The organism is Streptomyces sp. NPDC006487, assembly GCF_042870555.1.
Classification (GTDB): domain Bacteria; phylum Actinomycetota; class Actinomycetes; order Streptomycetales; family Streptomycetaceae; genus Streptomyces.
This window is the reverse complement of record NZ_JBIAHN010000010.1, coordinates 36387-56650: the sequence shown is the minus strand read 5'-3', so window position 1 is coordinate 56650 and position 20264 is coordinate 36387. Positions and strand designations below refer to the sequence as shown.

Genomic DNA, 20264 nt, shown 5'->3' with positions numbered 1-20264 from the left:
GTCACTCCTCCTCGTTCGGAGAGCCGCCCGTGCCGATGATGGGGACGCCGATGTTGAACCCCGGGAACAGGATCGGGAGGTTGAGACGAACCTCCGCCTTGTAGAGGTTCCCCGATCTCCCGCAGGTCGCGGCCATGGTCCAGGCGGCACCGATGTGCTCCCCCGCGGCCTCCTGGCACGCACCGGCGCCGTGCACCGCCCCGGCCCGCGCCGACTCGTCCGCCGCGTTCCCGGCCAGGGAGTACGCGTAGCCGATCAGCACGCACTCCCACACCGCCACCACGATCAGCAGGATGTAGGGCAGCATGCCGACGAACTCGATCACGACCTGACCCTGGTCCCCCTGGTCCCGGAAACGGAACCGTCTCCGCCCCGACACCCCTCAGCCCTCCCGCCCGCGCCGCGACCACGGTCCGAAGGCGCCCCGGTCGCCGCCGCGCAGCCGGGCCACCGGGCCGGAGCCGCGTACGGCCAGGGCGACGCCCGCGCCCGGCTGCTCGGGGACGGCGGCCGGCTCCGCGTCGGGGGCGGTCAGCAGTCCCAGCTCCCCCGCCACCGCCCACAGGGCCTGCTTGACCGTCGAGCGGTTGTCGAGGTCCTGCACCCGGCCCGCGTCCACGACGGCCTGGAGTTCCTTGAAGGCGGCCGGCACGGGGGTGCGTACGGCCCGGGTCTTGGTGATCTTCTGGATCAGGGCGGGCTGGATCTCCGTCTGCTTGGTCCAGCGGTTGACGACCGTCGTCGTCTCCTCCGCCTTCCTGACCTGGAGCCGTTCCCACATCCGGACCATCCGCTTGGCCGCCCGTACGGCGACCACGTCGGGGGTGGTGACCAGGACGGCCACGTCGGCCAGCTCCACCGCGGCGGCGTTGGCGCCGGTCACCTGGGTGCCGCAGTCGATGACGACCAGCTCGTAGCGGGCGCGCAGGGCGGCGATCACGTGCCGGGCGGCGCGGTCGTCGACCTCCTCGCCCCGTTCGCCGTCCGCCGGGGCCAGGAGCAGCGCGAGCCCCGTGCGGTCGTCGTAGACCGCGTCCTGGAGGACGCGCGGGGAGATGTCCTGGATGCCGGCGAGATCGGCGATGGAGCGGCGGAACTGCACGTCGAGGTACGAGCCGATGTCGCCGGCCTGGAGGTCCAGGTCGACCAGCGCCGTACGCCGGCCGGCGGCCACCGCGGCGAGCGCGAACTGCACGGCCGCGAAGGTGGCGCCGACCCCGCCCTTGGCCCCGGTGACCGTGACGACCCTGCCGCCCGGCCCGCTGGGCAGCTCCGGGCCCCGGCCCAGGTGGCGGCGTACGCCCACGGACCACTGGGCGGCGGCCTGGACGCGGGCGGCGAGCTCCTCGTAGGCGAGGGGCAGGCCGATCAGGCCGCGGGCGCCGGAGTCCATGGCGGCGGAGAAGAGCGCGGGGCTCGCGTCGGAGGTGAGGAGGACGACGCCGACCGCGGGGAAGCGCAGGGCGACCTCGCGGATCAGCTCCAGGGCGGGGAGCGGACCGATCCGCTCGTGTACGAGGACCACCTCGGGCAGCTCGTCGATCGACTCGCCAGCCAGCCGGGCGAGCATGTCGAGGAGGAAGGTGGAGTCGGGGACGGGGGCGGCCGGCTCGGCGCCCGGGAGCTGGCTGAGCAGGGTGGCGATGATGCGCGCGGATTCCGGGTCGCCGACCGCGGGGAGGATGCGAGTGGTCATCGGCGCCTCACCTGTCCCCTTCGAGGGTGTAGAAGTGGTCGCCCGGATTGGGCGCCGAATCGGTGCCGGGGGCCACCAGGGCCAGGCGTACGTGCACCGCGAAGGACTCGGCGTAGGCGACGCGCTGGGTGTCCTTGGTGGACAGGGCGAAGGTGATCGGGACCGCCTCGGCGGCGCCCTTGCGCTCGCTGTCCTTGGGGTCGAGGGGGGTGAGCTTGCCGACGTTGATGACGCGGGCGTTGGCCACCATGACCACGGACAGGTCGGGGTCGGTCGGCTTCTTGCCCTTGTAGGTGCCGATGATGTTGACCTTGGATCCGGGGGTGATCTTGCCCGCCACGCCCGTCGAGGCGTCGATCATGATCGCGATCTCCTGCTCCCCGGCCTGGAGCTTCGGCTTGTCGACGAACATGTCGCTCTGGAGGAGCGAGCCCTTCTTCAGGGCGGTGAGCGCCAGCTTGTCCTTGAGTACGGCCAGGTCGGTGACGGCGGTCTCGGACAGCCATCGCTTCGGGACCGTGACCTGCTCGAACTGGCCGGCCGCCAGGGGGGTGTACGGGGCTATGTCGCCCTTCACCCGGTAGGCGGCGACCTCGTTGCCGACCTTGGAGTTGACGTCTCCCACCACCACGAGGACTCCGCCGAAGGCGGCGAGGGCGCACAGGACCGACAGGATCAGCAGGATGACGCCGCGGCGCTGGCGTGAGTTCATGGCCGTCTTACCTCGCCGTTCTTCATTCGTTCGGGCCGGTCAGTGTCTGGATCTGGATCTGGGACGGAGCTGGGCCGCGGAGCCGGATCCGGACCCGGCCGCCGTCGGGGGCGGGGCTGCCGGCGCGAGGAGCGGGGCGGCGCAGAAGCCGCAGCGGTCGCCGATGAGCTCGAAGCCGCACCAGCGGCACTCCTCGCGGCGGACGGAGGCGACGAGCTGGTACAGCACCGAGGGGTCCGGGATGGCGGCCGCGAACTCCACCAGCTTCGGCGTGCCCCACCAGGCGGGCGAGTCGGCGGGCAGCTGGTTCTCCATGACGCCCTGGACCCGCCAGGCGGGGGCCAGGTCGGTGGCCACCCAGTCGGTGGTGAGCTGGCCGCGGGCGAAGGTGAGGTGCGTGGCGAACTCGGGGCCCGGGGGGAACGTGGCCCCGCCGCCGTGGGTTCCGCCGGAGCCCGAGCCCAGTTTGACCAGGTGCGGGGCCGGGTTGGCCAGTACGGCGAACTGGGCGTTCGGGGACCAGGACTTGGCGTGCGCCTTGAGTCCTACCGGCACCCGGTCCAGCTTGGCGACCGAGCCGAGCAGGGCCCCCGCGTAGATGTAGTGCGCGAGGAGCCGGGCGGCGGAGGCCAGGACTCCGGGGCTGAAGTCGCTGACGCTGAGCTGGCGCAGCTGACGTGCCAGCAGGCCGGTTCCCAGCGGCGGGAGATCGACGTCCACGAGGGCGATCCGGTCGGTCTCCAGGATGGCCCGGACGGTGTGCAGGCGGCGGACGGCGGAGGCCCGCAGCCAGGACGGCACGAGGACCACGAGGTGGCCGTGGCGCTCCAGGAGGCCGGCCGTCTGGGCGAGCGCGCCCTCCAGGTCGAGCTCCTCGGGCGGCGACAGTACGGCGGCGGCCGGGGTGTGCCGGTCCGGGGCCGGCAGCACCAGATCGGCGCTGGTGACAGCAATGGCGATCGGCACGCGCATCCCCCCGTTCACCCGGTCATCCACAGGTGTTCCCCTGAGCGCGGTGCGTGCGCGCATGCTGCGCGACCGCAAACGATCAACACCCTTCCCCCTTGCTCCAGCACCATATCCGCGTCCTTCCTGACAGGGCAGGGCCTTGCGAATTCCCGTGCCACCGGCACGTGTCACGGAGAGCGGGAAAATCCGGACAACAAGGATCGGAAGGCGACGGCAGGGTCGATCAGTTCAAGCCATATTGCAAACACTCTTGACACGGACATTGGACTAGACCAACTTGGCCCTGGGGCACCCCACTTGCCCCAGACATGCCTATGACGCGTCCTCACTTCCCCACTCCCCCCACCGGAGCCCACGTGAACCGCATACGCTCCCTCGCCATCCCGCTCGCCGTGACCCTCGCCGCCGCCGGGCTCACCGCCCTGGCCACCGGCACCGCCCAGGCCGCCGACGTCAACGTCGTCCGCAACGGCGGCTTCGAGTCCGGCCTCGCCAACTGGACGTGCACCTCCGGCAGCGGCGCCGTCGTCTCCTCCCCCGTCTTCGCGGGGGCCGGCGCCCTCAAGGCCACCCCGGCGGGCCAGGACAACGCCCGGTGCAGCCAGGTCGTCACCGTCAAGCCCGGCTCGACCTACACGCTCAGCCAGCAGGTGAACGGCTCGTACGTGTACCTCGGCGCGACCGGGACCGGCACCCAGGACGTCTCCACCTGGACCCCGGGCACCGGCGGCGGCTTCCAGAAGCTGTCGACCACCTTCACCACCGGCCCCAGCACCACCCAGGTCACCGTCTACACCCACGGCTGGTACGGCCAGCCGGGCTTCGTGGTCGACGAGTTCAGCGTCTTCGGCCCCGACGGCGGAGGCGGCACCGACCCCTCGCCGACCATCCCCGGCGCCCCGGCCGGCAGCGCCGTTTCCGGCCAGAGCTCCAGCGGGCTCACCCTTTCGTGGAACACGGTCAGCGGAGCCACCGGCTATTACGTGTATCAGGACGGCGTCCGCGTCCAGACCGTGACCTCGGGCACCTCCGCACAGATCACCGGGCTCGCCGCGTCGACCACGTACTCCTTCCAGGTGAGCGCGTACAACGCGGCCGGCGAGGGCGCCAAGGGCGCGGCCGTCCCCGGCACCACCACCGGCGGCGGGGGCGGCAACCCGAACCCGGCGGTGCCCAAGCACGCGGTGACCGGCTACTGGCAGAACTTCAACAACGGCGCGACCGTCCAGAAGATCTCCGACGTCTCCGCGCAGTACGACATCATCGCCGTCTCCTTCGCCGACGCCACGAGCACGCCCGGCGGCATCACCTTCAACCTCGACTCGGCCGGCCTCGGTGGCTACACGGTCCCCCAGTTCAAGGCGGACATCGCCGCGAAGAAGGCGGCCGGCAAGTCCGTCATCCTGTCCATCGGCGGCGAGAAGGGCACCATCTCGGTCAACGACTCGGCGTCCGCGACCAACCTCGCGAACTCCGCGTACGCGCTCATGCAGGAGTACGGCTTCACCGGGATCGACATCGACCTGGAGAACGGCCTGAACCCGACCTACATGACCCAGGCGCTGCGCGCGCTGGCGGCAAAGGCCGGGCCCTCGCTCGTCCTCACCATGGCCCCGCAGACCATCGACATGCAGTCCACGCAGGGCGGCTACTTCAAGACGGCGCTCGCGGTGAAGGACATCCTGACCGTCGTCAACATGCAGTACTACAACAGCGGCGCGATGCTCGGCTGCGACGGCAAGGTCTACTCCCAGGGCTCGGTGGACTTCCTCACCGCGCTGGCCTGCATCCAGCTGGAGGGCGGTCTCGACCCCTCGCAGGTGGGCATCGGGGTCCCGGCCTCCCCCAGCGGCGCGGGCAGCGGCTACGTCTCGCCGGCCATCGTGAACAACGCGCTGGACTGCCTGGCCAGGGGCACGGCCTGCGGGAGCTTCAAGCCGTCGAAGACCTACCCGGGGCTGCGCGGCGCGATGACCTGGTCGACCAACTGGGACGCCAAGGCGGGTAGCGCTTGGTCCAACGCGGTGGGTCCGAAGGTCCACGGCCTGCCGTAACCGGTAGGTGTGTGGGGATGGCCGATTGGCCGGTTTCGGGTTCTTGACCCGGACATGCCACGAGAGCACGCTGTGCGCGTCCGCACGGCTACCCCCACACTCCCACCCAGGAGAACGCATGCGGCTCCACCACCGCCGAAGGGCCGCCGTCACGGCGGCCCTTCTCGCGCTCGCGCTCGGCGCACCCGCCTACGGCATGAGCGCGACGGCAGCCCCGCCATCCGCCCCGTCGACCGCCACCCAGGACGAGTCGATCACCCAGTACGAGATCCAGGGTCCGTCCACGGCGACGGAACGCACCGCCCTGCTCCGTACCGGCGCCTCCATCGACGAGGTGGACGCCCGCTCGGTCGTCGTCAGCGCCGACCCCATGCAGGCCAAGAAGCTGCGCGCCCTCGGCTACGAGCTGACCGCGCTGCCCGGACCGCCGGACCGCTCCGACGGGCGCGACATCGCCGCCGGGATCAACGACTTCCCCTCGAAGGACGCGCTCTACCACAACTACGCCGAGGCGAACGCGGAGATCAATCAGCGCATCGCCCAGTACCCCGCACTGATGAGCAAGCGGGTCATCGGAAAGTCCTACGAGGGCCGGGACCTCATCGCGATCAAGATCAGCGACAACGTCGCGACCGACGAGGCCGAGCCCGAGGTGCTCTTCACCGCGCACCAGCACGCCCGTGAGCACCTGACGGTCGAGATGGCCCTGTACCTGCTCAAGGAGTTCGGCTCCAAGTACGGCACGGACTCGCGCGTCACCAACATGGTCAACGGCCGCGAGATCTGGATCATCCCCGACCTGAACCCGGACGGCGGCGAGTACGACATCGCCTCCGGCTCGTACCGCTCCTGGCGCAAGAACCGGCAGCCGAACGCCGGCTCCTCCTACGTCGGCACGGACGAGAACCGCAACTGGAACTACAAGTGGGGCTGCTGCGGCGGCTCCAGCAGCAGCAAGAGCTCCGAGACCTACCGGGGTGCGGCCGCCGAGTCGGCGCCCGAGGTGAAGGTGGTCTCCGACTTCGTGCGCAGCCGCGTGGTCGGCGGCAAGCAGCAGATCACGGCGGCCATCGACTTCCACACGTACAGCGAGCTCGTGCTGTGGCCGTACGGGTGGACGTACAACGACACGGCGCCCGGACTGACCGCCGACGACCTGGCCGTGTACAAGAAGATCGGCACCAGCATGGCGGCCAGCAACGGCTACACGCCGGAGCAGTCGAGCGACCTGTACATCACCGACGGGACGATCGACGACTGGCTGTGGGGCAACCAGAAGATCTTCGCCTACACCTTCGAGATGTACCCGACCGGCTCGGGCGGCGGCGGCTTCTACCCGCCGGACGAGGTCATCGACCGCGAGACGGCGCGCAACAAGGACGCGGTGCTGCAGCTCCTGGAGAACGCGGACTGCATGTACCGGTCGATCGGCAAGCAGGCGCAGTACTGCCCGTAGTACTGCCCGTAGTACTGCCCGTAGCACTTGTCGTCACGTGAACCGGGGCGCCCCACCGCCAGGGGGGCGCCCCTTCGCGTGCGACCGGGCTAGTCCTTCGCCGCGTCCTGGGCGTTGCGCCAGATCGTGAGGTCGACGGTGAGGTACCGGGTCGACTCCTTGTCGCCCGTCCGGCCGCGGAAGGTCGCCACGGCGATGTGCCCGGCCTTGCTCAGCACGCAGACCTGCGAACCGTCCGTGAGCTCGTCGAGGCCGAGCTTCTCGGTGAAGCGCGTCACCGTGCGGCAGGTCTCCAGGGAACCCTTCTCGGAGTTGTTCAGCAGGACGAGCTTGCCGTTGTCCGTACCGAACTTCTCGTCCCCGAAGAGGGTGTCCCGGTAGTAGAAGAGGTCGCCGCTTCCGTAGAGCACGCCGCTCTTGGTCTCGGCGGGGCGCGGCGGATTGTCGGCGAACATCACCTGGTGGTTCTCGGGCATCTCGATGCGCTCGTACGAGACCGGCTTCGGGTCGGCGCGCTTGCCGGACCCACCCGGCGAGGCGCTCGCGCTCGCCGTGCCGCCGCCGCTGCCGCTGCCGGGTGATCCGGCCGCACCGTTCTTCTTGGAGTCGTCCGGCAGCAGGTTCCCGAGGACGGCGAGCCCGATGACCGCGCCCACGACGGACAGCGTGACGATCAGCCCGGTCCGCTTGGGGCGGGCCGGCGCGGGCGGGTACGGGGCCTGCCCCCACCCGGGCTGCGCGTACGAGGGCTGGGCGTACGAGTGCTGCGGGCGCGGGGGCTGCGGGTGCCCGGGCTGCGGGTGCATGGACTGCGGGTACGTGGGCTGCGCGTACGAGGGCTGCCGGTGCTGAGGCTGCGCGTACGGCGGCGGTGTCCCGTAGCCGGGCGGCACCGTCGCCGGTCCGGGCTGCGCCGGGGCGGCCTGCGTCGGGGCGGCGGCCGTTGCGGTGGGCGCGTACCCGGGCGCGGCAACGGGCGCCGGAGGCTGCGCGGAGACCTCGGTCGCAATCGGCGTGACCGGCTTCGGCGGCGGGGTGGGCGCCGGGGCGGGCAGCAGGTGCACCCGCTCGGTGATGGAACCGGCGACCGCGCGCGGCAGCCAGTCCTCGCCCTGGCGCAGCGGCTCGGTGCCCGAGGCGGCGTGGCACAGCGCGATGACCTCGGTCAGCGCCGGGCGGTCGGCCGGGTCGCGGCTGAGGCAGCGGGTCACCAGGGGCCGCAGTTCCTCGGGCAGCCCGCTGAGATCGGGGTCCTCGTGCACGATCCGGTAGAGCACGGCGTGCGAGGGCCCGTCCCCGTAGACGGAGGACCCGATCGCCGCGAAGGCCGCGATCTGGCCGAGGGCGAACACGTCGGTGGCCGCGCTGATCGTGCCCGCCGAGGCCTGTTCGGGCGCCATGAACGCCGGGGTGCCGACGCTGACGCCGGTGCTGGTCAGGGCGGTGCTGTCGGCCGCGCGGGCGATGCCGAAGTCGATGACGCGCGGGCCGTCGGAGGCGAGGAGGACGTTGGCGGGCTTCAGGTCGCGGTGGACGATGCCTGCGCCGTGGATGACGGTCAGGGCCTCGGCGACCCCCACGGCCAGCAGCAGCACGCTGCGCGGCGGAAGTGCGCCGTGGTGGGCCACGGCGTGCGCGAGGGAGGGGCCGGGCACGTAGGCCGTGGCCAGCCAGGGCTGGGAGCCCTCGGTGTCCGAGTCGATCACCGGAGCGGTGTAGAGCCCCTGGACCCGTTCCGCGGACCGCACCTCCTGCTGGAAGCGCCGCCGGAACTCCGGGTCTTCGCTGAACTCCGACCGGATCACCTTGATGGCGATGGGCCGGCCGCCCGGCGTGTACGAGAGGTACACCTTGCCCATGCCGCCCGCACCGAGCACCGCCGCGAGCCGGTAACCGCCCACGACTTCGGGATCGTCCGCCTTGAGCGGTTGGAAGATGCCTGCGGAAGGTGCGCTGCTCATGAGGATCCGTCCCTGCTGGCGGCGTTCCCGGCCCCCGCCGGCGCCCCGAAGTCATCCGTGAGGGTACCCAATGCGCGATCGCCTCCCCGTCCGGGAACGCGGTGCCGGCGGCGGGAATCGGCCCGCCGCCGGTGCGTGCCGGTCAGCCGTGGAAGGTGATGTACCCGTTGCCGTCGGAGTCGGATCCGCTCTTGGTGTAGGCGTGCGAATCCGCGGACTTGCCGGACGGGGTGGACAGGTAGACCGTGTCGCGGTCGTTGTTCCAGATGAAGTTGCAGCTGCCGCGGTAGGCCACGTTGCCGGCGTCGGACTCGGTGCCGTATCCGCCACGGAGCTTCACGAAGTCACCGGGCTGGAGGTAGTGGTTGTTGGCGAAGGTGAAGCGGTTGCCGGTGGCGTCCTTGACGACGTACCCCTTGAGGTTCACCGTCGCCGTGGTGGAGTAGTTCTTGATCGTCAGGTATTCCGCGGCGGTGTTGCCGGTGGAGCAGCTGTTGGAGTCCGCGCCGGGGGCGTCGTACTGGACTCCGCGGACCTTCAGCGAATAGCCGGACTCGGCGGCCTGGGCCGGGGTGACGGCGAGGGCGGCCAGCGTGCCGGTGGCGACGGCCGCGGCTATGACGGAGATCTTGCGCAAGAGAGTTCCCCCCACATTGTGTGTATAAAGCGCGCTCAAGATACACAGAATGTGGAAGGTTCTCGCCGTTATGCACACAACGTGAGACGTACGCCCCGGCCACCAACTCCCGTGGGGCGCAGGGCTCGCACCGGCTCGCGCACCGGCTCGGACTCAGGCGTCGAGCACCGCGAGGGCGTCGATCTCGATCAGCAGGCCGCCGGGGAGACCCACGTAGACGGTGGTGCGGGCGGAGGGGGCCTGCTTGAGGTTCTGCTCCTCGAAGTAGGCGTTGTAGATCTCGTTCATCTCCGCGAAGTGCGCGGTGTCGGTGAGGTAGACGCGCAGCATCATCACGTCGTCCCAGCCCGCGCCGCCCGCCTCCAGGACGGAGCGGACGTTCTCCAGCGTCTGGAGGGTCTGCTCGCGCAGGGTGGGGCCGGCCGGCGTGGGCTCCTGCCCGTCCACGTGCGGGAGGAACCCGACCTGGCCGGCGACCTGGAGGATGTTGCCCTTGCGGACGCCGTGCGAGAACTTCGCGGGCGGGGCGGTGTGGGTGGCGGGAACGATCGCGATCTTGTCGGTCATGGCTGCCTGTCTTCCTGTGCGGGGCCCGAGCCTGAGTACTCGCGGCCGATGGCGTCGGCGGTCTGCCGTACGAGCGGGAGGAGTTCGAGCAGCCCCGCGACGGGGAGGACCACGCCGGGGGCGGAGACGGACATCGCGGCGACCACGCGGCCGTCGGGTCCGCGGACGGGGGCGGCGAGGCAGTTCAGGGACTCCTCGTGGCCGCCGAGGTCCGTGGCCCACCCCTGGGCGCGTACGAGGTCCAGCTCGCGCAGGTACGCGGCGGCGTCGGGGGTGGAGCGGGAGGTGTAGGCCGGGTACTCGATGCGCGCGGCCAGGGCCCGGCGCTCGGCCTCCGGCAGGTCGGCGATCAGCAGCTTCGCCACGGCGGCGACGGTGAGGGGGACGGGCCGGCCGATGCGCGAGTACATCCGTACCGCGTAGCGGCTGTCCACCTTGTCGACGTAGACGACTTCGTCGTCCTGGTGGAGGGCGAGGTGCACGGTGTGCCCGGTGGTCCGGTTCAGTTCCAGCAGGTGCGGGTGCGCGATCTCGCGCACGTCGAGGTTCTCGATGGACTCCGCGGCCAGGGCGAAGAGGGAGGCGCCGAGCCGGTAGCGCCCGTCGGCCTGCCGGTACGCGAAGCCGTGTTCCTGCAGGGTCCGCAGCAGCCGCAGGGCCGTGCTCTTGTGCACGCCGAGCACCTCGGCGACCTCGCCGAGCCCGGCCGGACCCTTGGCCAGCGCAGGCAGGATCCGGAGCGCCCGCTCCACCGACTGGCTCACGCCGCGCACCTCCGTACGGAACCGGGACCCGGACCCGTTGACCCGTCGTCATCCGGGATGTTAGACAGCATGCAGCGGCACACGCAACGACTGTTGCACTCTACGCAACAACCGCAACCGCCCGGGAGGCACACACCCATGCCCAGCGACCCCGTCCAGGCCCTCGCCCAGGAGCCGGTGGACCACCGGTTCAAGGGACTCCCCCCGGATGCCGCCCAGGCGGGCCTCACCGTCGGGGAGCTGACCGCCCAGCGGCGGGGCCTCCACTCCGGCGGGTTCACCACGCCCGTGCTCACCCTCGACGCGGAGGCGCTGAGCCACAACCTCGCCGCCCTCGGCGACTACGCCGAACGCCACGGCCTGGCCTTCGCCCCGCACGGCAAGACCTGCATGGCCCCGCAGCTGTTCCGGCGCCAGCTCGACCACGGCGCCTGGGGCATCACCGCCGCCGTGCCCCACCAGGCCCGCGTCTACCGGGCGTTCGGCATCCAGCGGATCTTCCTCGCCAACGAGCTCGTCGACGCCGCCGCCCTGCGCTGGGTGGCCGCCGAGCTCGCCGCGGACCCCGGTTTCCGCTTCGTGTGCTACGTGGACTCCGTGCGCGGGGTCCAGCTCATGGACCGGGCCCTCCAGGGGCAGCAGCAGCGCATCGACGTGGTCGTCGAGCTCGGCGCCGGGGAGGGCGCCCGCACGGGTGCCCGTACGGACGAGGACTGCCGGGCCGTCGCCGACGCGGTGGCGGGAACGGACACCCTGCGCCTGGTCGGCATCGCCGGGTACGAGGCGGAGGTGCCCGGCGCCGACCCGGACTCCGTGCACGCCTACCTGCGCCGACTCACCGGCCTCGCGGCCGAGTTCGACAAGGCCGGGCGGTTCGCGGAGGTCGACGAGATCGTCGTCAGCGCGGGCGGTTCCGCCTGGTTCGACGCCGTCGCCGACGTGTTCGCGCAGCTGCCGGAGCTCTCGCGGCCGGTCCTGAAGCTGCTGCGCTCCGGTGCGTACGTCTCCCACGACCACGGCTGGTACACCCGCCTGACCCCCTTCAACCGGGTCCCCGAGGAGGGCGGTCTGCGCCCCGCCTTCCGGCTCTGGGCGCAAGTGGTCTCCCGTCCTTCCCCCACCCAGGCGTTCATCAACGCGGGCAAGCGGGACATCGCCTACGACCTGGGGCTGCCCGAGGCGGAGCTGGTCCGTGACCCGCTCACCGGCGCCGAGCGCCCGGCGACCGGGGTCCGTGTCCTCAAGCTCTCCGACCAGCACGCCTGGCTGGAGACGGACTCCGCCGAGGACGTGGAGGTCGGCGACTGGGTGGCGCTGGGCATGTCCCACCCGTGCACGATCTTCGAGAAGTGGCCGCTGATCCCGGTGGTGGAGGCCGACGGCACGGTCACGGAGTACGTCCGGACCTTCTTCTAAGCCCATGGACCTGGTCATCCGCGGGGCCCGCGTCGTCGACGGCACGGGCGGGCCCTCCTACACCGCCGACGTCGCCGTCCACGAGGGCCGCATCGCCGAAGTGGGCGGCCGGATCGCGGGCGGCGGGCGGCGCACGCTCGACGCCCGCGGCCTCGCCCTGGCCCCCGGTTTCATCGACATGCACGCCCACAGCGACCTCGCCCTGCTGCGCGATCCGGACCACGGCGCGAAGGCCGCCCAGGGAGTCACCCTCGAGGTCCTCGGCCAGGACGGCCTGTCCTACGCCCCCGTCGACGACCGCACGCTGACCGAGGTGCGGGCCGCCATCGCCGGCTGGAACGGCACGGGCGAGGACATCGACTTCGACTGGCGCACGGTCGGCGGGTACCTGGACCGGCTGGACCGGGCCCACGGCGGGCAGGGCATCGCCGTCAACGCCGCCTACCTGGTTCCCCAGGGCACCGTCCGCGCCCACGTCGTCGGCTGGGGCGACCGCCCCGCCACCCCCGCCGAGCTCGACCGGATGCGGGCCCTGGTCGCCGAGGGCCTCGCACAGGGCGCCGCGGGGATGTCCTCCGGGCTCACCTACACCCCGGGCATGTACGCGTCCGGCGCCGAACTGACCGAGCTGTGCCGGGTGGTGGCGCGGTACGGCGGCTACTACTGCCCGCACCACCGCTCGTACGGCCGCGGAGCCCTGGCCGCCTACGCCGAGATGGTCGAGCTGACCCGCGAGGCCGGCTGCGCACTGCACCTGGCGCACGCCACGATGAACTTCGGCGAGAACCGGGGCCGGGCGGGCGAACTGCTCGCCCTGCTCGACGGGGCGCTGGCCGGCGGGGCCGACATCACCCTCGACAGCTATCCGTACACCCCCGGCTGCACCACCCTGGTCGCCCTGCTGCCCAGTTGGGCGAACGAGGGTGGGCCCGAGGCGGTCCTGGCGCGCCTCGGCGACGACGCCGAGGCCGAGCGGATCCGGCACGCGCTGGAGGTGGAGGGCGCCGACGGCTGCCACGGGGTCCCGGTCGACTGGTCGACCATCGAGATCGCCGGAACCACGGACCCGGCCTACGGGGCGTACGTCGGCACGCGCGTCCCGGACTGGGAGACGGCCCGGGCCCTGCTGCTGGGCGACCGGCTCGGGCCGAGCATCCTGCAGCACGTCGGGCACGAGGAGAACGTACGGGCGATCATGCGCCACCCGGTCCACACGGGCGGCTCGGACGGCATCCTGCAGGGCGCGAAACCGCATCCGCGGGCCTACGGCACCTTCCCGCACTACCTCGGGCACTACGTGCGCGAGCTGGGCGTCCTCTCCCTCGAGGAATGCGTCGCCCACCTCTCCGGCCGTCCCGCCGCCCGGCTGCGGCTGGCGGACCGGGGGCTGGTGCGCGTCGGGCACCGGGCCGATCTCGTCCTCTTCGATCCGCTGACGGTCGCGGCCGGATCGACGTACGAGCACCCGCGCGCGCTGCCCTCCGGGATCCCGTACGTCCTGATCGACGGGCGGTTCGTCATCCGGGACGGGCGCAGGACGGACGTCCTCGCCGGGCGGGCCGTCCGCCGCAGGACGCACAACGGCCTCTGAACATTCATACTTCACACCTACGATGAGCGGCATGTTCGCATTTGTCCCTGCCGCCCTCTTCCTCGCCCTCTTCGGCGTGAGCGTCCGGGCCGACCGCCGCCGCTTCCGCAACGCGGTCTACCTGGGCCTCACCTTCATGTTCACCTCGGTCGGACTGCTGTCCCAGGTCACGCGCCTGCCGTCCGGGGTGGCCCAGGCCGTGGTCCTGGCGGTCTTCCTGGTACCCACGGTCGGCACGCTCGCGCTCGGCGTCTTCCTGATCGGCAACGGGCTGACGATGGTCCGCAAGGAGGGCCGGCGGCCCGGCAACCTGCTGTCCTTCGCGGCGGGCGTGGCGATCTTCCTCCTCATCGCGTTCGTCTTCGTGACGGCCGACACCGGGCCGCCCGCCCTGGACGCCGTCGTGGCCGGAGTGGTCCTCCTCGTCGCGTACGTCTCCTTCCTCTTCCTCTGCTTCCTCGCCTACGCCTACCTCTACGGGCGGATCAAGGTGCGCGGGGACGTGGACTACGTGGTGATGCTCGGCTCCGGCCTGATCGGCGGCGACCGGGTCCCGCCCCTGCTGGCCTCGCGGCTGCGCAAGGGGCAGGCGATCCACGACGCCCAGATCGCGCGGGGCGGACGGGCGCCGCTGTTGCTGACCTCGGGCGGAAAGGGGACGGACGAGAAGGTCGCGGAGGCGCGGGCGATGGCGGACTGGCTGATGACCGTGGGCGGCGTACCGAGGGAGCACCTGCGGCTCGAGGACCGCTCCCGCACGACGGAGGAGAACCTCCGGTTCAGCCGGACCGTCATGGAGGCGGAGGTCCCCTCCTACCGCTGCGTGGTGGTCACCAACAACTTCCACGCCTTCCGCGCCGCGATGATGGCCCGCAAGGCCGGGGTCAACGGGCAGGTGCTCGGCTCGCCGACGGCGAAGTACTTCTGGCCGAGCGCGACGATCCGCGAGTTCGCGGCCGTGTTCTGGGAGCACAGGACCGCCAACCTCAGCATCTGCGGCGTCATCGTCGCCCTCACGGCGGCGCTGGCACTGTCGGTCTGACGGCCGGGGCGACGCCGAGGTGCGTTCTTGGGGACACGGCCGGAGGATGGGGGCCAGGGGGACACAGCAGGAGGTAGCGATGGACAGTGAATCGGACCAGCAGCCCCAGCGCCCCGCCCACCTCTACACCGGGTCGGAGCACCCCTTCGACCCCGAGGACCTCGTGATGGCGCGCGGCCAGGACGTGACTCCGGAGCGGGTCGAGAAGGCACGCAAGCTGATCGAGAAGGAGGGCGCGAGGGCGCTCGAACGCTACCTCCCGTAGGCGGGCCCGGAGCCGGAGCGATGGCCGTCGCGTGCGTGCTGCAGGTGCCGGCCGTCGTACCGCCGCCGGCGCGGGCCCGGCCGGGACCGCGAGGCCCGGTGCGCCTACCCGGAGGCGGTGAACACCAGGGTCCCGGCCGGCCGTTGACGGCTCCCGGGCGACCCTGCGGGTTCCGGGCGCCCTACGGCTTCCGCGCGGACGTCCAGCCCCGGCGGCGGAGGCTCTCGAAGCCGTCCAGGAGGAGGTCCAGGGCGAATTCGAACTCGAACTGGTCGTCGCAGCCGCCGCCGACCGTGGAGCCGTCGTCGTGGGCGGCCGTCGCGGCCAGTTCCGCGATGTGCGGGTAGCGCGCCGCCAGTGCGGGGTCGGGCGGGCCGGAGGGCCCCGAGGTGTCGAACAGCTCCTGGCTGAAGCCGAGCAGGCGGCTGCCCATCGCGTGCATGACGTGGTGCGTGAGGTCCGCGGAGAGGCCGCCGGCCCGCAGGAGCCCGGCCATCGAGTCCAGGTACTCCAGCACCGCCGGGGTGGGGCCGGTCCGCGACTCGATGACCCGGGCCGCCCAGGGGTGGCGCAGCAGGACCTGCCGGGCCGAGAGGATCCGCCCTCGGACCACCTGCTGCCAGCCGGGGCCCGCGGCCGGCGGGGCGATCTCTCCGACGACGGCGTCGGCCATGCCGTCGAGCAGCTCCTCCTTGTTGGCCACGTGCTTGTAGAGGGCCATCGGTACGACGTCCAGCTCCTGCGCGAGCCTGCGCATGCTGAGCGCGTCGATGCCGGTGGCGTCGGCGAGCGCGACGGCGGCGCGCAGGACGCGGTCCCTGTTCAGCGGGATCCGTTGCGTGTGCGTGGCTTCCTGCCGAGTCATTCCGGTTCGGTCCCTTCCCTGCCTCGACGACACCCCTGCTTGACGAGTGTACGCCGTACACCTATGGTCGCCCCAAGGTGTACGGCGTACACCTCCATCGAGCGAGGGGTGCCGAGAAGATGAGTCCCGACCGGAGAACCGCAGTGGCCGCCGGGTCGCTGTTCCTGCTGACCGAGGTCTCCGCGATAGCCGGGGCGATCCTCTACCGCCCCCTGCTGGGCGCGGCGGACGGCCGGCTCACGCGGGGCGCCGACACCCAGGCCCTGCTCGGGGCGCTCTGCGAAGTGGTGCTCGTGGTGGCGGTGGCCGGCACCGGGGCGGCACTGTTCCCCGTCCTGCGGCGCCGCGGGGAGGGGCTCGCGCTCGGGTACGCCTTCGGGCGGCTGCTGGAGGCGGCCGTCATCGCCGTCGGGATCGTCGCCGTGCTGGCGCTCATCACCCTGCGGCGGGACCCGGCGGCAGCGGACGGCGCCGATGCCGCGCTCGTGGCCGTGCACCACTGGACGTTCCTGCTCGGGCCCAACATCGCCCTCGGCCTGAACACCGCCCTGCTCGCGTACCCGGCGTACCGCGCACGGCTCGTACCGCGCCCCATCGCCGTGCTCGGGCTGGCCGGCGGACCGCTGATCTGCGCCTCGGCCGTCGCCGTGATGTTCGGCGCCTACGACCAGCTCTCCCCGGCGGGAGCGGTCGCGGCCCTCCCGGTCTTCGCCTGGGAGCTGGCACTGGCCGGGTGGCTGATCGTCAGGGGCTTCGGGCCCGGCGCGGGCGCCGCGCCCCGCGCGGCCTAGCCGCAGTCGTATCGGAAGGTACCCGGACCCTCCGGCACCGCCGGAAGGCACGCACCTCGGGAGGCTTCGGACCTCAGCCTTCGGGTCCTAGGTCCACAGTCTGTCCGACCTTGGGTTTATGCGGTTTTAACCGTGTTACAACTGGAACATCGCGCTGCAAATGGCGCATTTTCCTTAGCTGTTGCCCAGCCCACACAAGCGCTGCCTGCCTTGGCAACACACCCCGTTTCCTCTGGAGGAAGCAACCGTGAGTACAGCCGAGCAGACGGCCCCGTCTGCCAAGAAGAACTCTGCCGCGATGGCGGTCATGCAGCGCCTCGGCCGCAGCCTCATGCTGCCGATCGCCGTACTGCCGGCCGCCGCGCTGCTGATGCGCTTCGGCCAGGGCGACATGCTGGGCAGCGAGTCGCTGCCGAGCTGGTGCAACGAGATAGCCAAGTACATGGCCGCCGGCGGCGGCGCCATCTTCGACAACCTGGCGCTGCTCTTCGCGGTGGGCATCGCGGTCGGCTACGCGAAGAAGGCCGACGGCTCCACCGGCCTCGCGGCCGTCGCGGGCTACCTGGTCTTCGCCAAGGTGCTCGGCACCTTCACCGACGGCAACGTGCCGAAGATCGAGGCCGTCGTCGACCACAAGGTCGCCCTGGTCGAGGCGCCCGTCAACGCCGGTGTCCTCGGCGGTGTCGTCATGGGCATCGTCGTCGCGCTGCTGTACCAGAAGTTCTACCGGACCAAGCTGCCCGACTGGGCGGGCTTCTTCGGCGGCCGCCGCCTCGTCCCGATCCTGTCCTCCCTCGCGGGTCTGGTCATCGGCATCGTCATGGGCCTGATCTGGCCGGTGCTCGGCAAGGGCATCCACGGCTTCGGCGAGTGGCTGGTCAACTCCGGTGCCGTCGGCGCGGGCATCTTCGGTGTCGCCAACCGCGCGCTGATCCCGGTCGGCATGCACCACCTGCTGAACTCCTTCCCGTGGTTCCAGGCGGGCGAGTTCGACGGCAAGCACGGCGACATCGCCCGCTTCCTCGCCGGTGACCCGAGCGCCGGACAGTTCATGACCGGCTTCTTCCCGATCATGATGTTCGCCCTCCCGGCCGCCTGCCTCGCCATCACCCACTGCGCGCGCCCCGAGCGCCGCAAGGTCGTCGGCGGCATGATGTTCTCCCTCGCGCTCACCGCCTTCGTCACGGGCATCACCGAGCCGATCGAGTTCACCTTCATGTTCATCGCCCCGGTGCTCTACGCGATCCACGCGGTCCTGACCGGTGTGTCCATGGCGCTGACCTGGTCGCTCGGAATGAAGGACGGCTTCGGCTTCTCGGCCGGCGCGATCGACTTCTTCCTCAACCTGGGCATCGCGTCCAACCCGTGGGGCCTGGCCGGCATCGGGCTCTGCTTCGCGGCGCTGTACTACTTCATCTTCCGCTTCGCGATCACCAAGTGGAACCTGCCGACCCCGGGCCGCGAGTCCGACGAGGAGCTCGCCGAGATCCTCAAGGCCGAGGCGAAGTGACCGTGCCCCCGGCGCGGCGCACTCCCGGACGGGGACTGCCTTGCGAGGAGCGGCGTGAGCTGATCGCCGGCTCGGTACGGACCCGGGGCCGCGTGCGGGTCGCGGACCTCGTACGGGAACTGGGTGTCAGCCGGATGACGATCCACCGGGACCTCCAACACCTGGACGCCCGGGGCCTGGTCCGCCGGATCCGCTCCGGAGCGGATCCGGTGGACCCCGCGGATCCCGTGGGCCGCCCCGCCGATCCGGCCGATCCGAGGGATCCGAGGGATCCGGCAGCCCCTGCGGCCCCGGCCGCCTGAGCTCCACCCCGACAGCAGGGGCGGGGCGCCACCGACCGACCGGTGGCGCCCCGCCCCTTTCGCGTTCCCGCGCGCTCGCGTTCCTCAGGCCCGCGCCGCGAGCAGCCCGCGCCGGCGGCCGCGCTCCGCGACCCCTTGATCACCGCCGCGCGCCGCCGGACACCTTAGGACCCGGCAGGGTGACGAGCGCAACACCGGTCCGGCCCCCTCCGCCCGGCCCACCCATTCCGCAGGCCGGAGCGGGGGGCCGGCCCCGGTTTCCAAGGGTTCGCGGCGCCCGCACCCAAGCTTTGCGCGAAAGGGGACATATCGGTCCACCGGCCGCCCCTCCACTCCGGGTCAAATAGCGGAGCGCGCCCGCACCCGGACCCGTAAGCTCCCGTCATGCAGGTGATCCAGTCAACGAAACTCGCCAATGTCTGCTACGAGATCCGCGGCCCCGTGCTCGAAGAGGCGATGCGGCTCGAAGCAGCAGGTCATCGCATCCTCAAGCTCAACACCGGCAACCCCGCGGCCTTCGGCTTCGAGTGCCCGCCGGAGATCCTTGAGGACATGCTCCGCAACCTGGGCACCGCCCACGGCTACGGGGACGCGAAGGGGCTGCTCTCGGCGCGCCGTGCGGTGATGCAGCACTACCAGACCAAGGGCATCGACCTGGACGTCGAGGACATCTACATCGGCAACGGAGTCTCCGAGCTGATCCAGATGTCCATGCAGGCGCTGCTCGACGACGGCGACGAGGTGCTCGTCCCGGCGCCGGACTACCCGCTGTGGACCGCCTCCGTCAGCCTGGCCGGCGGCACCGCCGTGCACTACCGCTGCGACGAGCAGTCCGACTGGATGCCGGACCTCGCCGACATCGAGCGCAAGGTCACCGACCGCACCCGCGCGATCGTGATCATCAACCCGAACAACCCGACCGGCGCCGTCTACGACGACGAGATGCTGCGCGGGCTCACGGACATCGCGCGCCGCCACAACCTGGTCGTCTGCTCCGACGAGATCTACGACCGGATCCTCTACGACGGCACCACGCACACGAACACCGCCGCCATCGCGCCGGACCTCCTGACGCTCACCTTCAACGGGCTCTCCAAGAACTACCGCGTCGCCGGCTACCGGTCCGGCTGGATGGCGGTGTGCGGGCCCAAGAAGCACGCCTCGTCCTACATCGAGGGCCTGACGATCCTGGCGAACATGCGGCTCTGCGCCAACATGCCCTCCCAGCACGCGATCGCCACCGCCCTGGGCGGCCGCCAGTCGATCAACGACCTGGTGCTGCCCGGCGGGCGGATCCTGGAGCAGCGCGACACGGCGTACGACCTGCTGACGCAGATCCCCGGCATCACCTGCGTGAAGCCCAAGGGCGCGCTGTACCTGTTCCCGAAGCTGGACCCGTCCGTCTACAAGATCAAGGACGACCGGCAGATGGTCCTCGACCTGCTGCGCGAGGAAAAGATCATGGTCGTGCACGGTACGGGCTTCAACTGGCCCGAGCCCGATCACTTCCGGATCGTGACGCTGCCCAACACGAAGGACCTCGCCGACGCGGTCACGCGGATCGGCAACTTCCTCGACGGGTACAGCCAGCCGTAGGGCCCCGGCACGCGCGGACGGCCCCCGCGCGCGGACCCGTGAGGACGGGCCGCGCGCGGGGGCCGTGCCG

Annotated in this window: 19 protein-coding genes; 10 read left to right on the top strand and 9 right to left on the bottom strand. The window is 71.5% G+C overall.

Features of this window, described 5'->3' with window-relative positions:
- Nucleotide 1 precedes the first annotated feature (1 nt).
- Genes ACFYM0_RS18560 through ACFYM0_RS18545 form a run of 4 tightly spaced genes read right to left on the bottom strand, consistent with a single transcriptional unit; the run spans nucleotide 2 to nucleotide 3380 of the window.
- Nucleotides 2–325, bottom strand: a complete 324-nt coding sequence (locus ACFYM0_RS18560; RefSeq protein ID WP_388502500.1) for a TadE/TadG family type IV pilus assembly protein — start codon at nucleotides 323–325, stop codon at nucleotides 2–4.
- 57 nt (nucleotides 326–382) lie between these two features.
- A complete protein-coding gene (locus ACFYM0_RS18555) occupies nucleotides 383–1696 on the bottom strand; it encodes a CpaE family protein (RefSeq protein ID WP_388502499.1) in 1314 nt (437 codons plus the stop codon).
- A 7-nt stretch (nucleotides 1697–1703) separates the two neighbouring features.
- On the bottom strand, nucleotides 1704–2408 hold the full coding sequence (gene cpaB / locus ACFYM0_RS18550) for a Flp pilus assembly protein CpaB (RefSeq protein WP_388502498.1): 705 nt from the start codon (nucleotides 2406–2408) through the stop codon (nucleotides 1704–1706).
- A 39-nt stretch (nucleotides 2409–2447) separates the two neighbouring features.
- On the bottom strand, nucleotides 2448–3380 hold the full coding sequence (locus tag ACFYM0_RS18545) for a hypothetical protein (RefSeq protein ID WP_388502496.1): 933 nt from the start codon (nucleotides 3378–3380) through the stop codon (nucleotides 2448–2450).
- 311 nt (nucleotides 3381–3691) lie between these two features.
- On the opposite strand from ACFYM0_RS18545, the gene ACFYM0_RS18540 reads away from it, so the two are divergent.
- On the top strand, nucleotides 3692–5431 hold the full coding sequence (locus ACFYM0_RS18540; protein WP_388502494.1) for a chitinase: 1740 nt from the start codon (nucleotides 3692–3694) through the stop codon (nucleotides 5429–5431).
- Nucleotides 5432–5549: 118 nt separating this feature from the next.
- Nucleotides 5550–6887: a M14 family metallopeptidase gene (locus ACFYM0_RS18535; RefSeq protein WP_388502492.1), complete on the top strand. Its 1338-nt coding sequence runs from the start codon at nucleotides 5550–5552 to the stop codon at nucleotides 6885–6887.
- An 89-nt stretch (nucleotides 6888–6976) separates the two neighbouring features.
- On the opposite strand, the gene ACFYM0_RS18530 is transcribed toward ACFYM0_RS18535, so the two are convergent.
- The 4 genes from ACFYM0_RS18530 to ACFYM0_RS18515 all read right to left on the bottom strand — a co-directional run bounded on the left by ACFYM0_RS18530 (nucleotide 6977) and on the right by ACFYM0_RS18515 (nucleotide 10816).
- Nucleotides 6977–8848, bottom strand: coding sequence for a serine/threonine-protein kinase (locus ACFYM0_RS18530; protein ID WP_388502490.1), 1872 nt, complete (start codon nucleotides 8846–8848; stop codon nucleotides 6977–6979).
- Nucleotides 8849–8990: 142 nt separating this feature from the next.
- Nucleotides 8991–9485 (bottom strand): lamin tail domain-containing protein, encoded by a 495-nt coding sequence (locus tag ACFYM0_RS18525; RefSeq protein ID WP_388502488.1) that lies wholly within the window; start codon nucleotides 9483–9485, stop codon nucleotides 8991–8993.
- 153 nt (nucleotides 9486–9638) lie between these two features.
- Nucleotides 9639–10052 carry a RidA family protein gene (locus ACFYM0_RS18520; protein ID WP_388502486.1) on the bottom strand — a complete coding sequence of 138 codons (414 nt, stop codon included), beginning with the start codon at nucleotides 10050–10052 and terminating at the stop codon, nucleotides 9639–9641.
- Nucleotides 10049–10816 carry an IclR family transcriptional regulator gene (locus ACFYM0_RS18515; protein ID WP_388502483.1) on the bottom strand — a complete coding sequence of 256 codons (768 nt, stop codon included), beginning with the start codon at nucleotides 10814–10816 and terminating at the stop codon, nucleotides 10049–10051. Before ACFYM0_RS18515 ends, ACFYM0_RS18520 begins: the two co-directional genes overlap by 4 nt.
- Nucleotides 10817–10954: 138 nt before the next feature.
- Between ACFYM0_RS18515 and ACFYM0_RS18510 the strand changes: the two genes are divergently transcribed.
- From ACFYM0_RS18510 to ACFYM0_RS18495, 4 genes are all read left to right on the top strand, one after another.
- Complete coding sequence (locus ACFYM0_RS18510; protein WP_388502480.1) at nucleotides 10955–12232, top strand: amino acid deaminase; 1278 nt, start codon at nucleotides 10955–10957, stop codon at nucleotides 12230–12232.
- 4 nt (nucleotides 12233–12236) lie between these two features.
- A complete protein-coding gene (locus tag ACFYM0_RS18505; RefSeq protein ID WP_388502477.1) occupies nucleotides 12237–13823 on the top strand; it encodes an amidohydrolase family protein in 1587 nt (528 codons plus the stop codon).
- A gap of 31 nt (nucleotides 13824–13854) precedes the next feature.
- On the top strand, nucleotides 13855–14865 hold the full coding sequence (locus tag ACFYM0_RS18500) for a YdcF family protein (protein ID WP_388502475.1): 1011 nt from the start codon (nucleotides 13855–13857) through the stop codon (nucleotides 14863–14865).
- Nucleotides 14866–14944: 79 nt separating this feature from the next.
- Nucleotides 14945–15130 (top strand): hypothetical protein, encoded by a 186-nt coding sequence (locus ACFYM0_RS18495; RefSeq protein WP_243340661.1) that lies wholly within the window; start codon nucleotides 14945–14947, stop codon nucleotides 15128–15130.
- Between the two features lie 181 nt (nucleotides 15131–15311).
- Here ACFYM0_RS18495 and ACFYM0_RS18490 read toward each other — a convergent pair whose 3' ends face one another.
- Nucleotides 15312–15995 carry a TetR/AcrR family transcriptional regulator C-terminal domain-containing protein gene (locus tag ACFYM0_RS18490; protein ID WP_388502472.1) on the bottom strand — a complete coding sequence of 228 codons (684 nt, stop codon included), beginning with the start codon at nucleotides 15993–15995 and terminating at the stop codon, nucleotides 15312–15314.
- A 119-nt stretch (nucleotides 15996–16114) separates the two neighbouring features.
- On the opposite strand from ACFYM0_RS18490, the gene ACFYM0_RS18485 reads away from it, so the two are divergent.
- The 4 genes from ACFYM0_RS18485 to ACFYM0_RS18470 all read left to right on the top strand — a co-directional run bounded on the left by ACFYM0_RS18485 (nucleotide 16115) and on the right by ACFYM0_RS18470 (nucleotide 20194).
- The gene (locus tag ACFYM0_RS18485; protein WP_388502470.1) at nucleotides 16115–16786 is read left to right on the top strand and encodes a DUF4386 domain-containing protein; all 672 of its coding nucleotides are present in this window, start codon (nucleotides 16115–16117) and stop codon (nucleotides 16784–16786) included.
- Nucleotides 16787–17084: 298 nt separating this feature from the next.
- Nucleotides 17085–18296, top strand: coding sequence for a PTS transporter subunit EIIC (locus tag ACFYM0_RS18480; RefSeq protein ID WP_388503015.1), 1212 nt, complete (start codon nucleotides 17085–17087; stop codon nucleotides 18294–18296).
- Nucleotides 18293–18598 carry a DeoR family transcriptional regulator gene (locus ACFYM0_RS18475; protein ID WP_388502467.1) on the top strand — a complete coding sequence of 102 codons (306 nt, stop codon included), beginning with the start codon at nucleotides 18293–18295 and terminating at the stop codon, nucleotides 18596–18598. The genes ACFYM0_RS18480 and ACFYM0_RS18475 overlap by 4 nt, the downstream gene beginning before the upstream one ends.
- A gap of 384 nt (nucleotides 18599–18982) precedes the next feature.
- A complete protein-coding gene (locus tag ACFYM0_RS18470; protein ID WP_388502464.1) occupies nucleotides 18983–20194 on the top strand; it encodes a pyridoxal phosphate-dependent aminotransferase in 1212 nt (403 codons plus the stop codon).
- Nucleotides 20195–20264: the final 70 nt, after the last annotated feature.